We start from the raw sequence: 15,103 nt of genomic DNA, 5'->3' as shown, positions 1-15,103 counted from the left end.
CGTCATCTTTTCCCTCATTCGAATAAAAATCGGTCTGTCGGACATTTTTCAGCGATCTGCACTAAGACTTCCCATTTCCCATCCGCCGGACATTTAGGTAAAGTGCCCATCATCCGACGACGCAGGTGCTTCACACGCCGCACGTAGCGCAATATCCCTCAGAGTCACATGAATACGAAAGCACAGATTCTTCGTTATTGGCGCGCCGCTGAAATCTTCAACCCGCAATCCGCTCCGGATATTGACCTGAAATCTGGAAAGCGCACGAAACAAACGGACCGGGTTTCCCGGGACGACGTTCTCGCGCCCTGGCAGCCCGGTTTCAAGCGTCTTCCGGCCGCGGAGGAGGATTCCGTATGGCGTCACGATGTCTACGGCGGCGTCTACCTGGTTCGGCGCGTACGCGAATTTCTCGAATCGATCTTCGGAAAGGATCCGCAATCGTTCGACTCTCGGCTCGACAGTCTCTCCGCATGCTTCCTGATTCGTGTCGATCATGACGGGCGTCCGCTCTTCGACACCTTCGTGCTGTCCGCGTGTGTCTGGGCGTGGGGCCGCACGGTCACGCAGGGACCCGATTCGCCGGACTGGCTCAGCGGGTTCGAACCATTCGCCGACGACTTTCTGATCCAATTGCGCCAGATGTTCGCCGTTCCTGACGACGACGAGGAAGGCAAAGCACTTCTCGCAAAGGAACTCGATATCGGGCGCAAACTGACGTTGGGCGACGTCGACGCGATCACCGTATTACTGTTCAAGGAGATCGGCCTCGCGAAAGAAGTGCCGGACGAACGAGCCCGCATCCAGTCGCGGCAGGTCGAGACCGGGAAGGAATACCAGGTCGACCGTGTCGATTTCCTCAACAGCTTCTTTGTCGACGATCTGAAACGGGTCGCTGACGCCTTCGAGCGGAACGACACGGGAACCGCTTTATCGTCCTACCTGACGCCGGATCGCGAAATCGACAGCGCTGCACGCACCGACACGCGGAAATCGGTCGATACGATGTACGACACGCTTGCGCCCGACCGCTTCCCGTCCGGGCGCTGGCCGGCGAACGGGCATCACCCGCTGGTTTTTAGCCAGCAGTTCGCGATCAATCGCATGATTCGCGAACTGGACGACGGCGCCGGAATGTTCAGCGTCAACGGGCCGCCCGGCACCGGCAAGACCACCCTGCTTCGCGATCTCGTCGCACATGTCGTCGTCAAGCGGGCTGAACGGCTTGCGTCGCTGCGCAGCCCGGAAGATGCATTCGATGGCGTCGATGGCTGGGAATCCGACAATCGCCAGCGCGCCATCTATTTGTGGAAACCGGAGTTCGCGGGCTTCGAGATCGTTGTCGCCTCCGCCAATAATGGTGCTGTCGAAAACATCACGCTCGAACTGCCGGGTGCCGATGCGATCGACGACATCTGGAAACCGAGCGTCGATTACTTCCCGGATCTCGCCGCCCGCGCACTTGGCGGCGACAAGCCGGTATGGGGCTTGCTGGCCGCCCGCCTCGGCAACAAGACGAACCGGATGGCGTTCCTGCGCGACGTCTGGTGGGATGAAAAAAAGGACGATCCCAAATCGGGCGAGGAACCAAAGAACGAAAAAGCGTTGCCCGGCCTCTTTAGCTGGCTTGGCGAGCACGCCAAGCGCCGGCCTTTGATGTGGCGCGAGTCGGTCGCGCGCTTTCGGCAAGCCTGTGCCGAGGAGTCGAAATTGCGGGCGCAACGAGAAGACTGGGCCCGGCAGGCCGACGTGCTTCGTGCCGCGCGGTCGCGCCTGGGTGCGCTGAACGCGCTCGCCCGGGAACGCAATCGGGCAACAGCAAACGCGGCAAACGCGCACGAAGCCGCACAGACAAGTCACACGGCAGCCATCGAACGAGCAAGTCAGGCGCGTACCCAAAAGACCGATCAACTGCATGCGCGCCCAGGCTTCTTCGAGAATGTTTTCAGTTTCGGTCGCGCGCACCGCGACTGGCGAATCAGATTTCTCGCATGTGTCGACGCCGAACAACAGGCCTCCGAGGCGATGAACACGACCGCCGGCATCGCGAATCAGGCCGATGTCGCGCGTCGAGGGGCGGAGAAACTCGAACGCGAGACCCACGACGAAATTGCGTTGTCGTCGGACGAAATTGCGCGACTCGATGCCGGACTCAAACCGGCGCGCACCATACTGGGCAAGCATTTCGTCGATCGAGAGCACACCGATCGCACGGATGCCGACCAGGAGCAGTCGTCGCCGTGGACCGACCGGGCATGGAACGACGCCCGGTCGAAGGTGTTCCTTGAAGCGCTGAATCTGCATCAAGCATTCGCGGCTGAAAATGCCCATATCTTCCGTTCCAATCTCTTCGGCATGGTCGACATTCTGCAGGGGTCGGTGCCGGGAGACATCTCTCGCCAGGCCGTGAAATCCGCATGGCAAACACTTTTCGCCGTGGTTCCGGTCATATCCAGCACGTTCGCGTCGTTCGGTCGCCTGTTCTCGAATCTTCGTCGCGAGGAAATCGGCTGGCTTCTGATCGACGAGGCCGGGCAAGGTTTGCCGCAGGCAGCCGTGGGCGCGCTCTGGCGCGCCAGGCGGGCCGTCGTTGTAGGCGATCCGCTGCAGCTTGAACCGATCCTCCCGCTTCCGTTTACGTCACAACAGGCATTGCGCGCCCGCTTTGGCGTCGAAGAGACGTGGACGCCCGGCCGCCAATCAATCCAGCGACTCGCGGACAGGATCTCGACGGTCGGCACCTATCTGCCCGACCACGAAGGCAACCCGCTCTGGGTCAGCGCCCCGCTTCGGGTTCATCGCCGCTGCGACTGCGACATGTTCAAAGTCGCCAACAAAATTGCGTACAACGGGATGATGGTATTCGGGACCGTCACGCGGCCGAAACTCGCGCTTCCCGATACGACATGGATTCACGTCGCAGGGCGCGACGCGAACGGACACTGGATCCCGGACGAGGGACGTACCGTCGCCACGATTCTGGACGACATTCACGCACACGAGGACGCCTCCGGAACGATCTATGTCATCTCGCCGTTCCGCGAGGTGACGCAAGGCCTGAAGGACACGCTCGGCAGTCGGTACGAGAATGTCAAGATCGGCACGATCCATACCGTGCAGGGCAAGGAGTCGGACATCGTCCTGCTCGTACTCGGCGGCCACCCTGACCGCCCTGGCGCAAAGGCATGGGCGTCGGAAAAGCCGAACCTGCTCAACGTCGCGGTCAGCCGTGCCAAACGCAGACTCTATGTGATCGGCAATCGCGATGCGTGGCGAGATTACCCGTTTTTCAAGGAATGTGCGGCCTTACTCGAACATCGCACCGCATGGCCGGGCGTCGTCGGGCACGATACCGCAACGCTCCTGCGCGACGAGGCGTAACGAATGGACGTCGGGATCGAATTCGCAAAACATCGCTCCGGAGCCGTCGATACGATCGACGCCGATACCTATTTCCAATGGCTCCGACTCGCATGCGCGGCACGCGATGTGGGCGACGACGTGATCGCAGCGCTGCGCTCGGCCGGCACACCGAGTGCCGATGCGCAAGCCATCGCATGTGGTCTCGACATGCTCGACGACAAGCGTTCCGGACCGGCCTTGTCCGCCAATGTCGTGTCGGACGGGCTGCCGGACCACGGAATCGACGCACGCCGCAGCATCACGCAACGGAATAGGCGTCTCTCCTCGCGCGCACGATCCGGACGCAGGATCGCAGCCGGCGCGGCACTTGTCGCCCTGATGACCGTCGGGACCGTAGCTCTGGTTCATCGCCCATCCGAGCGTCCAGCGGTGGCATTCGTCCGGCCCACCGGCCCGGGGCAAGCGACGGCGGCAATCGAAAGCCGCCCGGAACCGATACCGCGTCAACAAAGCGATACCCTGCGCGCCCGGCCGTCGTCACCGACTCCGGAGGTAGCTGCGCGCACTCGCTCAATATCTCGCCACACATCGCCCAAGCAAACAAACGATGCAACCGCACCCGATACGGCGGCACCGATACCAATGGATGCGCCTCGTCCGGAATCCTGTCCACCGGGCGTCGATCGCCTCGGGTGTCCCAACGCCTTGGGTCGCGCCGAACTTGAATCTCCGTGCCCGATCGGCTTCAGTCGCGTCGGTTCGTCATGCGTGCCGACCGCAATTCCGCAGCACGCGCACGCGGTACCGACCGGATTCGGATGGGAATGCGACGTCGGCTTTATCCAGACCGGCCGAAGCTGCACGAAACTGCGTGTGCCGTCCAACGCACACATCGATTTCACCGGACGCTCTTGGGAATGCGATTCGGGTTACGAACGTGCCGGCGAGAGTTGTCGCCCATCGTGACCGCACATGCGTCCGGACCGCGGAATCGCGCCGGACAATGGCGACATGACAGGCATTCGCGATTAACGTCCCCCCGGCCTTCGTCCCGTCGCCGGCCTCCTATGCAGCCTCTCCCCGCCCGCACACGACGGGCGCGGCCTGCGCCTGCTGCTGCGACAGGTACCGCAGCAGCTTGGTGACCATCCACACGACGATGCACGACAGCGCGACGAAGAACACCGCGAGCGGCGTCAGCACGTGAATCGACACGAAACCGGCCAGCCCCATCATCGCGGACGACACGAGCAGCAGCGCGCATCCGAGGATCGCGCTCGTCAGGCCGGCGATATGCGGAAACAGCGAATTGCCCTTCGCCATCAGCGTCGGGTACATCGCGCCCGCGCAGAAGCCCATCACGAGCACCGGCGTCGCGAGCGTCCACACCCGCAGCCCGACCGTCAGCGCCAGCACCAGCATCGCGACCGACGCCCCTGCCATCACGCGCGCGCCGATGCGCAGCCGTTGCTCGGCGCTCGGCAACCCGGGCCGGTGAATCCGGTTCGACAGGCCGCCGAGGAAATACATCAGCCCGATCCCGAGCGCGAGATAGCCGAAGAAGGTCGGCGGCTTGTGCAGCGTGGTCTGCACCATGAACGGCCCGACGATGTTGAACACCAGCAGGATGCTGTAGCACAGCCCTTGTGCGAGGAAGCAGCTCTGGAACACCGGGCTCGCCAGCACCTTGCCCGCGTTCGTCATCAGCGTGCGCGGCTCGAGATGCACCGGTTTCGGCAAGGTTTCGCGGTAACGCCACAGCAGCGCCCACATCACCAGCGAGTACACCAGCAGGAACACGAGGCACGCGCGCCAGCCGAACCATTCCTGCAGGTGCGCGCCGATCACCGGCGCGACGATCGGCGCGAGCCCCCACGCGATCGACATGTACGTAAACGCGTGCATCAGCGCCTGGCCGGAAAACGAATCGGTGATGATCGCCTTCGCGAGCAGGTTGGTGGTCGCGATCCCGAAGCCCTGCAGGCAGCGCGCCAGCACGAACATCTCCAGGTTCTGCGCGCCGAGCGACAGCAGGCAGCCGATCGTGTAGATCACGAGCCCGAACGCGAGCACGCGCTTGCGCCCGTATGCATCGGCGACCGGCCCGAAGACGAGCTGGCCGAGCGCGTAGGCCGCCATGTAGCCGGACACGCTCGACTGGATCGCCTGCGGCGTGGTCGCGAACGATCGTGCCATGTCGGGCAGCGCAGGTACGTAGATGTCGATCGCGAGCTGGCCGGCGGAAGCGAACAGGCAGATCAGGAACAGCAGGAAACGCGGCGAATTCGACTCGCGCGCGGGAGTGGGCGTGGCGTTCATGACGACTGGGAAGGATATCGGACAGCAGTGACGCAGCCGTGCGATGTTCGAACTGCGAACACGCGTGCGTCGTGGCGAATCCCGTATTGTGCCTGTTGTCGCGTCGCGCAGCCGGATTCCCCTGGCGTGGACGAGGTTGAATGCCGATTGCGGCATACCCGGAAATCCGCTACCGGCGCGGCAGCGCTCGCCGGGGGCGGCGTCGCCGTCGGCGGCAAACCCGGGCGGGCTCGGCGTCCCGGTTCCGCGCGGACCGGAAATGAGTACATCGCGTGTTTCGTGCCGCTCGCCCCCGCCGTGCTGTCGGCACCGCCGGCACGCGCCGGCGGTTTTTCATTGCCGAACGCCGATCGGCACTACCTCGAATCAATACTGCGCCTGATCCGTCGGATTCCTGAACAGCTGCTTCATCTCTGCCGACAGCGGATAGTTGAGGCTCACGCCCTTCGGCGGAATCGGCTGCGTGAACCACTGGTTGTAGAGCTTCTCGGCCGCGCCCGACGTCTGCATCTTCGCGATCACGCCGTCGACGACATGCTTGAACGCCGGATCGTCCCTGCGCATCATGCATGCGTAGTTCTCGTGGACGAGCGGCGTGCCAGTCACCGCGTACGCGCCCGGGTTGCGGTCCTTGGCGATCTCGCCGTACAGCAGCGGCTCGTCCATCACGAACGCCACCGCGCGCCCGGTCGTGACGTTCATGAACGCTTCGGCGTGATCCTTCGCGCTGATGATCGTCATGTTCATCGCCTTCTCTTCGTTGAGCTTGCGCAGCAGGCGCTCGTCCGACGTGCCGGCCGTCGTCGCGACCGTCTTGCCGGCCAGGTCCGCGAAATCCTTCACGCCTGAATCCTTGCGCGTACTGAAGCGGATGCCGTAAAGAAAGATACTGTTGGAAAACGCGGCCTGCTTCTGCCGTTCGAGCGTGTTCGTCGTCGATCCGCATTCGAAATCGATCGTCCCGTTCTGCAGCAGCGGAATCCGGTTCTGCGACGTGATCGGGATTTCCTTCACCGAGAGGTTCGGCAGGTTCAGTTCCGTCTTCAGCTGGTCGATGATGCGCGAGGCGATGTCGCGCGAATAGCCGATGTTCTTCTGCTGGTTGTCCGAATACGAGAACGGCACCGACGATTCGCGAATGCCCAGCGACACGACGCCCGTGTCCTTGATCTTCTTCAGCGTGCCGGTGAGGGCCTGCGCGTGCGCGGTACCCGCCAGCGCACAGGACAGCGCGACGGCCAGCCAGCGTAAGCGGCGATCCATGCTTTTCTCCTGACGAAACGTTGATCGAATCGCGATCGTACGCCCGACAAAATTCGCGTCGCATCAGGGAAAGCGTAAACAACCTTCCACCCTGACCGCGGGTTGAAAGACGTTTGCGGTGCCGCGCAAACCACCCCGCACCGCACATTTCGCCCGACCTGCCGCGCACGGGCTCGCCCAACCTTCTGTGCCACACGTTCCAAACACGTGTTCATGCTGCAACGCACCAACGTAATCGTTTGCGCCCGCCCCGTTTTTTCTCGTGAAACGTACTCAAGAAGCCGCCACGCCGGCCGTTACCCAGTGCATGGCGCGACGCAGCAACCCTGCCTCGACCGCCAGACAAAAAAGACAAGGTCCGGGTCAGCCGGACCAGCGCCACCGCCGGCACGACGGTTATCTACGAGGATCGAGTTTCAACATGAGAACCAAGCCTTTCAATTTTGCGCTGGCGCGCTCCGCACACGCGCGCATGCTCGTCGGCATGCTGTCCGCCGCCGCCCTCCTGCCCCTCGCCGGTTGCGGCGGAGGCGGCGGCGACGGCAGCAACCCGTCTTCTTCCAACGCAGCGCCGGCCCCGACGCCCGCTCCCACCACCCCGACGACCCCGCCCGCCTCGACCGGCAGCAATGCATGCACGACGCAGCAGGCCGCCGTGCAGATGGCGGCACAGACCGCGCCGGCCGAACCGCCGGTCGATCACCTGATCGTCAAGCTGAAGACGCTGACGGCCACGCGTGCGATGGCGGCCATCGACAACGGGACGCGGCTCGACGCAGTGATCCAGCGTTCGATGACGCGCTGGACGGCGCCGGTCGCCGGTAGCGCACGTGCGTATGCGAGCACGGTCGGGCAAGCGACACCGAACGTGCAGGTCGAACGGACGATCTCGAACGGCGGCGCCGTGCTGTCGCTCGGCCAGCGCATGGCCGCCACCGATGCAGCCGCGCTCGCGCAGGCATTCGCGGCCGATTCGGACGTCGACTACGCGGAACCGGATCACCCGATGCAGATCCGCGACACGCCGAGCGATCCGCTCTACAACCAGCAGTGGTACCTGTCCGATCCGACGGCCGGCATCGACCTGCCGCCCGCGTGGAACGTGACCAAGGGTTCGCCGACCGTCGTCACGGCCGTGCTCGACACCGGCTACCGGCCGCATGCCGACCTCGTCGGCAACCTGCTGTCCGGCTACAGCTTCATCAGCAACGTCAACACCAGCAACAACGGCCTGACGCGCGGCCCCGATGCAACCGACCCGGGTGACTGGGTCACGCAGCAGGAACTCGACAACGCAAACGGTCCGTTCTATCACTGCGCGCTCCAGCCGAGCGACAGCAGCTGGCACGGCACACGCGTGATGGGCGTGATCGGCGCGACCGCCAACAACGGCGCCGGCATCGCCGGCGTGTCGTGGCTCGGCCAGATCCTGCCGGTTCGCGTGCTCGGCAAGTGCGGCGGCACGACGAGCGACATCGCCGACGGGATGCGCTGGGCAGCCGGCATTCCGGTGAACGGCGTGCCGAACAACCCGCGGCCGGCTAAGGTCATCAACCTGAGCCTCGGCGGTGTCGGCGCGTGCAGCACGACGTTCCAGCAGGCAATCGACGACGTGAACGCGAAGGGCGTGACCGTCGTCGTCGCCGCCGGCAACGACGGCCTGTCGACCGGGCTCGACCAGCCCGCGAACTGCCGCGGCGTGATCAGCGTCGGCGCGACCGACGCAACGGGTCGCCGCGCTTCGTTCAGCAACTTCGGCGCCGATGTCGCGCTGAGCGCGCCGGGCGTCAACATCCTGTCGACGTCGAATACCGGCACCACGACGCCGGGCTCGGACACCTACGGCCTCGCGAACGGCACCAGCCTCGCGACGCCGCAGGTGACGGGGGTCGCCGCGCTGATGCTGTCGGTGAACGGCAACCTCACGCCCGCGCAGATCCAGCAGAAGCTGCAGGGCGGCACGCGCACGACCAAGCTCGCGGCCGGCACGTCGTGCACCGCGATGCCGGCGGGCTCGGGCATCCTCGATGCAGGGGCCGCCGTCGCATCGGCCAACTGATACCCCCCCCTGCTTCGACCCGGCCGCGCGCATGCCGATATCGCATGCGCGCGGCCATTTCATTGGCGGCGATCCGGCGATGCGTCGCGCACGCATTACCCCGATTACGTTTCTCGAAATAACGACTGACAAAAGGGTTGACGCTTCGCACAGCGACCCATTACCATCGCTCCCGTCTAATTACATGGAGTGTTCTGTGAACACCGATGCGAGTTGTAGTTGGTCCTTGACCAACTTGACTGCTGCCTGAGGAAAACGCGCAGAGCCTCGTCTTCTGCCGCATCCCGGGAAGCAGGATGCGGCGTCCTTCCGGCCTGACTGGCCAGATCTCCCGCCGAATTTTCTAAGTTGTCGAATGCACGCGACGCGCCGTCGCGCGCGTGCATTCGTGTTGCGCGCAGCGTCAGCCGCGCGCACTTTCCGTTCGCGTGCCGTCCGGCCGCGCGCCTTCGTGCGTGCGTCGCTGTCGATCGCCCGTGCCGATTATCCGCAACCGACAGGAGTGCAGATGAACTCAGACGACAGTAGTCGATTACCGCTCGCCGGTGCGACGCTGCACATCGCCCCTCCGGCCGCACCGCACGCGCCGGCGAGCGTTCCCGCCTTCACCGATCCACAGCCGATCGCGCCTGACGCGACGCGGCGGGGAGCGCTCGTGCGTCGATAACGTCACGGCCGCTCCCCGCCCGCCGCCTCGTGCGCAAGGAGCGACTCATGACAACACGACACAACACATCGCAAAAGAAGCAGCGTGGCTTCATCAAGGCCGGCGCCGGCCAGCAGAACGAAGCACGCATCATGCGCGCCGCGCAGGAAGCGGCCCGTCCGCTCGAAGACACGCTGAAGTCGCTGAACACCAGCACGCGCGGCCTCACCTACGAGCAGGCCGCCGATCGCCTGCAGCACTACGGCCCGAACGAAATCGCGCACGACAAGCCGCCGCACTGGACCCGCCAGTTGCTGCTCTCGTTCCACAACCCGTTCGTCTACGTGCTGCTGGTGCTCGCCGCCATCAGCTTCTTCACCGACGTCTACTTCGCAGCCCCCGACGATCGCGACTACGTCGGCATGACGATCCTGCTGACGATGGTCACGATCAGCGCGCTGCTGCGCTTCGTGCAGGAATTCCGTTCGCTTCGTGCGGCCGAAAAACTGAAGGCGATGGTCCGCACCACGGCGACCGTGCAGCGCGCGGTGACCGACACGTCCGAACCGTCGCGCCGCGAAGTACCGATGCGCGAAGTCGTGGCCGGCGACATCGTGCACCTGTCGGCCGGCGACATGATCCCGGCGGACGTGCGCCTGCTCGCGTCGCGCGACCTGTTCATCAGCCAGGCCGTGCTGACCGGCGAGGCGCTGCCGGTCGAGAAGTACGACACGCTCGGCGCGGTCGCCGGCAAATCCGCCGACACGCGCGCGGCCGGCGCGGCGGCCGATACGTCGGCCTCGCTGCTCGATCTCGAGAACGTCTGCTTCATGGGCACGAACGTCGTCAGCGGCACGGCGACGGCCGTCGTCGTCGCGACCGGCGAGGACACCTACTTCGGTTCGCTCGCACGCAACGTCGTGAGCCACAAGCGCATCGAGACGAGCTTCGACCGCGGCGTCGCGAGCGTGAGCTGGCTGCTGATCAAGTTCATGTTCGTGATGGTGCCGATCGTGTTCATGATCAACGGGCTGACCAAGGGCGACTGGCTGAGCGCGCTCACGTTCGCACTCGCGGTGGCCGTGGGCCTCACGCCCGAGATGCTGCCGATGATCGTCAGCGCGAACCTCGCGCGCGGCGCGGTCGCGATGGCGCGCCGCAAGGTCGTCGTCAAGCGGCTGAACTCGGTGCAGAACTTCGGCGCGATGGACGTGCTGTGCACCGACAAGACCGGTACGCTCACGCAGGACAAGATCATCCTCGAACATCACCTCGACCTGTCAGGCTACAAGGACGAGGAGATCCTGCGGCTCGGCTGGCTGAACAGCTTTCACCAGAGCGGCCAGAAGAACCTGATCGACATCGCGGTCGTCGCGCGTGCCGACGAGATCGGCGAGCGCGTGAAGCCGCAGGGCTACAAGAAGATCGACGAATTGCCGTTCGACTTCGTGCGGCGCCGCCTGTCGGTCGTCGTCGAGGATACGCGCGGCACGCACCTGCTGATCTGCAAGGGCGCGGTCGAGGAAATGCTGGCCGTGTCCACCCACGTGCAGGATGAAGACGGCGTGCGTCCGCTCGACTTCGTCGCGCGCAAGCGGCTGCTCGAACAGGCCAGCGCATACAACGAGGACGGCTTCCGCGTGCTCGTGCTCGCGACGCGCACGATTCCGCGCGGCGACGAGCGCCAGCAGTACCGCACTGCCGACGAACACGACCTCGTCGTGCGCGGCTTCCTGACTTTCCTCGATCCGCCGAAGGAATCGGCCGCGCCGGCGCTCGCCGCACTGCGCGAAAACGGCGTCGCGGTGAAGGTGCTGACGGGCGACAACCCGATCGTCACGATCAAGGTGTGCCGACAGGTCGGCCTCGAACCCGGCAAGCCGATCCTCGGCACGGAAATCGAGGCGCTCGACGACGCGACACTCGCGCAGGTCGTCGAACGCACGACCGTGTTCGCGAAGCTCACGCCGCTGCAGAAGGCGCGCATCGTCAAGGCGCTGCAGGCGAACGGTCACACGGTCGGCTTCCTCGGCGACGGCATCAACGATGCACCCGCGCTGCGCGACGCCGACGTCGGCATCTCGGTCGACAGCGGCGCCGACATCGCGAAGGAAACCGCGGACATCATCCTGCTCGAAAAGAGCCTGATGGTGCTCGAGGAAGGCGTGATCAAGGGCCGCGAGACGTTCGGCAACATCCTGAAGTACCTGAACATGACCGCCAGCTCGAACTTCGGCAACGTGTTCTCGGTACTCGTCGCCAGCGCATTCCTGCCGTGGGAGCCAATGCTCGCGACGCAGCTGCTCGTGCTGAACCTGATCTACGACACGTCGCAGATGCTGCTGCCGTGGGACAAGATGGATCCCGAGTTCCTGAAGAAGCCGCGCAAGTGGGAAGCCGGCAACATCAGCCGCTTCATGCTGTGGGTCGGGCCGACGTCGTCGGTGTTCGACATCACGACGTACATCCTGATGTGGACGGTGTTCGGCGCGGGTGCGATGTATCACCTGAACGGCGGCACGGGCGGCCAGATCGTGATGAACTCGGGCTGGTTCATCGAGAGCCTCGTGTCGCAGACGCTCGTCGTGCACCTGCTGCGCACGCAGAAGATCCCGTTCCTGCAGAGCACGGCCGCGCTGCCGGTGCTGCTGTCGACGTTCACCGCGATCGCGATCGGCTGCTGGCTGCCGTTCTCGCCGTTCGCGGAGTCCCTCGGCTTCATGCACCTGCCGGGCACGTTCTGGCTGTGGCTCGCCGCGACGATGGTCGGCTACATCCTGCTCGCGCAGATCGTCAAGACGATCTACGTACGCCGCTACAAGCAGTGGTTCTGAACGTCCAGGTTTGAAGCCGGCCGGCCCGCGCGCTCCCGTGCGGACCGGCCGGCTCGCCACGCATGACAGGTGATCCAATGAAGAGAATGCTTCCGCTCGCAGCCGCGAGCGCCCTCCTCGCGCCGTTCGATGCCCTTGCCACCCATCCGCTCGTCAGCGACGACACGGGCACGCAGGGCAACGCGAACTGGCAGTTCGAGTTCAACGCCGAGGAAACCTCGAAACAGGAAGAAAACGGCCGCCACCAGCTGTGGAACGCGACGCTCACACGCGGGTTCGGCGAACACGTCGATCTCTACGTGAACGTGCCGTACACGCATCTGCAGACGCGCACCGACGAGAACGGCGCCGGCGTCGGCGATGTCGAGATCGGCATGAAATGGCGGTTCGTCGAGCGCGGTCCGCTGTCGATCGCGCTGAAGCCGAAACTGACGACGCCGACCGGCAACGACCGGCGCGGGCTCGGCACCGGCCGCGTGGGTGCCGGCGCAACGCTGCTCGCGCAGCTCGACGTTGCGCGGTTTTCGTTTCTCGCAAATGCGGGCATGACGTACCAGCCGAATCGCCAGGGCGACCTGACGTCGATCTGGGCCGTGTCGGGCGCGGCGATCTACAAGGCGACCGACAAGCTGCAGATCGTGGCCGACATCGGCACGTCACGCAACACGGCAAGCGGCCCCAGTGCGAATCCCGCCTTCGTGATCGCAGGCGCGATCTATTCGCCGAAGCCGTGGCTCGATCTCGACATCGGCTACCGGCACGGGCTGAACGACCAGACCTACGATCATTCGGTGATGGGCGGCGTGACGGTGCGGTGGTAGCGCGCGAGTGCCCGTATCGCACCACAAGACGACGGGCCGCTTCCAGCGGCCCGTTTTTTATTGCGCGTCGTTCGCGCCGAACAGTTGCGCGCACACCGCGCGCCCTTCGTCGGTCAGCGCGGCGCTGCCGGTGCCGTCCTCGTTCAGCGTCGTCGCGCTCAGGCCCGCGGCGTCAAGCTGCGTCAACACGCGGCGCAGCGTGCTCATCGGCAGTTGCGTGCGTTTCGCGATCTTCGGCAACGACCAGGTCTTGCCAGCCGGATCGCTCGCGGCATCGTTCAGCGTCGCGAGCGTCGCAACGAGTGCGGGATCGAGCTGGGAGTCGTCGGATTCTGAAGTCATGGGTTGAGGTCGGTGAGCGAGACTGGGGCTTTCGTTCGGGCGGCCGGCACGCGATCGGGCGACCGCAGCCGGCTGCGGACACTATACCGCTTCGTCCGTCATGCATTCTTGATCGCGGCACGCATGAACGACACGAAGCGTGTAGTGACGGGATCGTCGCGGTCCGACAGCCATGCGAGCCCGACGCGCCACTTCGCATCCTTGCCGTCGAGCGGCAACACCGTCGCGTCGCGCAGCAGATATTGCGCACGCGACGGAATGAACGCGACACCCGCGCCGGCCGCAACCGACGCGAGCACCGACTGCACGTCTTCAGCCTGCTGCGTCACGTGCGGCACGAAGCGGCGCTCGACGCACCACCGGTCGACCTGCGCGGCCAACCCTTGCCCGCGTGCGCGCTGCAACGCGATGAAGCCGATCTCGTTGAGCGTGCCGAGATCGGCCGGCACGCGCTTCAGGCCGAGATGGGGCGGCACCGCCAGCGCCAGCGCCTCGTCGATCACCTTGAACGACGACAATCCTTCGTCCGACGGCAAACGCAGGAATCCCGCGTCGAGCTTGCCCGCGCGCAACCGGCGCGTCTGCTCCGCGGACGACAGGTCGCTCAGCGTGACGGCAATGCCCGGATTCCGGCTGCGAAACTCCGCGACGAGCCGCGGGACGAGCGTCAGCACCGACAGGCAGATGCCCAGCCGCAAATGGCCGCGCTGCCCGCTCGACAGCTCGCGCGCGCGGACGAGGATCTCGTCGGCATCGCGCACGAGCGCCTGCGCGTCGGGCAGGAAGCGCTCACCGAACGGCGTCAGCTCTGCCCCGTGCCGGCCGCGCTCGAACAGCTTGCCGCCGAGGCTCGCCTCGAGCGCGCCGATCTGCTTGCTCAATGCCGGCTGGCTCATGTGCAAAGCATCGGCCGCGCGGCTGAAATGGCACAGCTCGGTGACCGTCAGGAAGGTTCGCAGCAGTTTCAATTCCATTCTTAAAAGGAATCACAACGATCAAAACATTCATTTTACCGATCGAATGCGATGACGTTCAATACGGACATGCCCTTTCAGGAATCGACCGTCATGTCCCTTGATCCCGTCTGTGAATGTCCGCTCGACGAACCCTCGTGCGCGCCGGCCGCCATCGACGAACGCGCGGCAACGGCCGATCCGCGAGCACCGAAACGTCGTGCCGAACGTGCCGACGGCCGCGGCCGCCGCTTTCGTTTCGGCGATGCGGTAGATGCGATGAGCGCGCCGAGCGACGCGCCGCCGCGCCCCGTGACCGGCTCGATCGCGATCAGCTTCGCGGTGGTGTCGCGGCGGAACTGGCCGCGTTGAGCGTCGGCGCAATCGACCCACGATCGCGCCGCATACCCCTTCAGATTGAGAGCGGCCGCAAGCGCGCACGCCGCCGCGCCCCGCTCCAATCGCCGGCCAGCACCGCCGCAATTCATCGAATCGCGCATCTT

10 protein-coding genes are annotated in these 15,103 nt (G+C 65.0%); 6 read left to right on the top strand and 4 right to left on the bottom strand.

The window, feature by feature from the left end:
- The first annotated feature begins 168 nt into the window (after positions 1-168).
- Both BCO18175_RS15850 and BCO18175_RS15845 read left to right on the top strand, forming a co-directional pair.
- A complete protein-coding gene (locus tag BCO18175_RS15850) occupies positions 169-3,381 on the top strand; it encodes a DEAD/DEAH box helicase (RefSeq protein ID WP_174982316.1) in 3,213 nt (1,070 codons plus the stop codon).
- Positions 3,382-3,384: 3 nt separating this feature from the next.
- Positions 3,385-4,329 carry a hypothetical protein gene (locus BCO18175_RS15845; protein ID WP_174982314.1) on the top strand — a complete coding sequence of 315 codons (945 nt, stop codon included), beginning with the start codon at positions 3,385-3,387 and terminating at the stop codon, positions 4,327-4,329.
- Between the two features lie 99 nt (positions 4,330-4,428).
- Here the strand turns inward: BCO18175_RS15845 and BCO18175_RS15840 are convergent, their stop codons facing one another.
- Together BCO18175_RS15840 and BCO18175_RS15835 are read right to left on the bottom strand one after the other, a co-directional pair.
- Positions 4,429-5,682, bottom strand: coding sequence for a multidrug effflux MFS transporter (locus BCO18175_RS15840; RefSeq protein ID WP_174982312.1), 1,254 nt, complete (start codon positions 5,680-5,682; stop codon positions 4,429-4,431).
- Between the two features lie 366 nt (positions 5,683-6,048).
- On the bottom strand, positions 6,049-6,945 hold the full coding sequence (locus BCO18175_RS15835) for a glutamate/aspartate ABC transporter substrate-binding protein (protein WP_174982310.1): 897 nt from the start codon (positions 6,943-6,945) through the stop codon (positions 6,049-6,051).
- Between the two features lie 421 nt (positions 6,946-7,366).
- Here BCO18175_RS15835 and BCO18175_RS15830 point away from each other — a divergent pair, with 421 nt between their 5' ends.
- From BCO18175_RS15830 to BCO18175_RS15820, 3 genes are all read left to right on the top strand, one after another.
- Positions 7,367-9,004, top strand: coding sequence for a S8 family peptidase (locus BCO18175_RS15830; protein ID WP_174982308.1), 1,638 nt, complete (start codon positions 7,367-7,369; stop codon positions 9,002-9,004).
- A gap of 714 nt (positions 9,005-9,718) precedes the next feature.
- Entirely contained in the window at positions 9,719-12,484 is a 2,766-nt protein-coding gene (mgtA, locus tag BCO18175_RS15825; protein ID WP_174982307.1) for a magnesium-translocating P-type ATPase, read from the top strand.
- A 77-nt stretch (positions 12,485-12,561) separates the two neighbouring features.
- Entirely contained in the window at positions 12,562-13,305 is a 744-nt protein-coding gene (locus BCO18175_RS15820) for a transporter (RefSeq protein WP_174968992.1), read from the top strand.
- 57 nt (positions 13,306-13,362) lie between these two features.
- Here the strand turns inward: BCO18175_RS15820 and BCO18175_RS15815 are convergent, their stop codons facing one another.
- Both BCO18175_RS15815 and BCO18175_RS15810 read right to left on the bottom strand, forming a co-directional pair.
- Positions 13,363-13,647 (bottom strand): transcriptional regulator, encoded by a 285-nt coding sequence (locus BCO18175_RS15815; RefSeq protein ID WP_174916507.1) that lies wholly within the window; start codon positions 13,645-13,647, stop codon positions 13,363-13,365.
- Positions 13,648-13,745: 98 nt separating this feature from the next.
- On the bottom strand, positions 13,746-14,621 hold the full coding sequence (locus tag BCO18175_RS15810; protein WP_174982305.1) for a LysR family transcriptional regulator: 876 nt from the start codon (positions 14,619-14,621) through the stop codon (positions 13,746-13,748).
- A gap of 51 nt (positions 14,622-14,672) precedes the next feature.
- Here BCO18175_RS15810 and BCO18175_RS15805 point away from each other — a divergent pair, with 51 nt between their 5' ends.
- Positions 14,673-14,972 (top strand): hypothetical protein, encoded by a 300-nt coding sequence (locus tag BCO18175_RS15805; RefSeq protein ID WP_174982304.1) that lies wholly within the window; start codon positions 14,673-14,675, stop codon positions 14,970-14,972.
- Positions 14,973-15,103 lie beyond the last annotated feature (131 nt).

The organism is Burkholderia lata (genome assembly GCF_902499335.1).
GTDB classification, from domain to species: Bacteria; Pseudomonadota; Gammaproteobacteria; order Burkholderiales; family Burkholderiaceae; genus Burkholderia; species Burkholderia lata_B.
The sequence above is the reverse complement of the archived record's forward strand: the minus strand, read 5'-3'. Positions and strand labels throughout refer to the sequence as shown.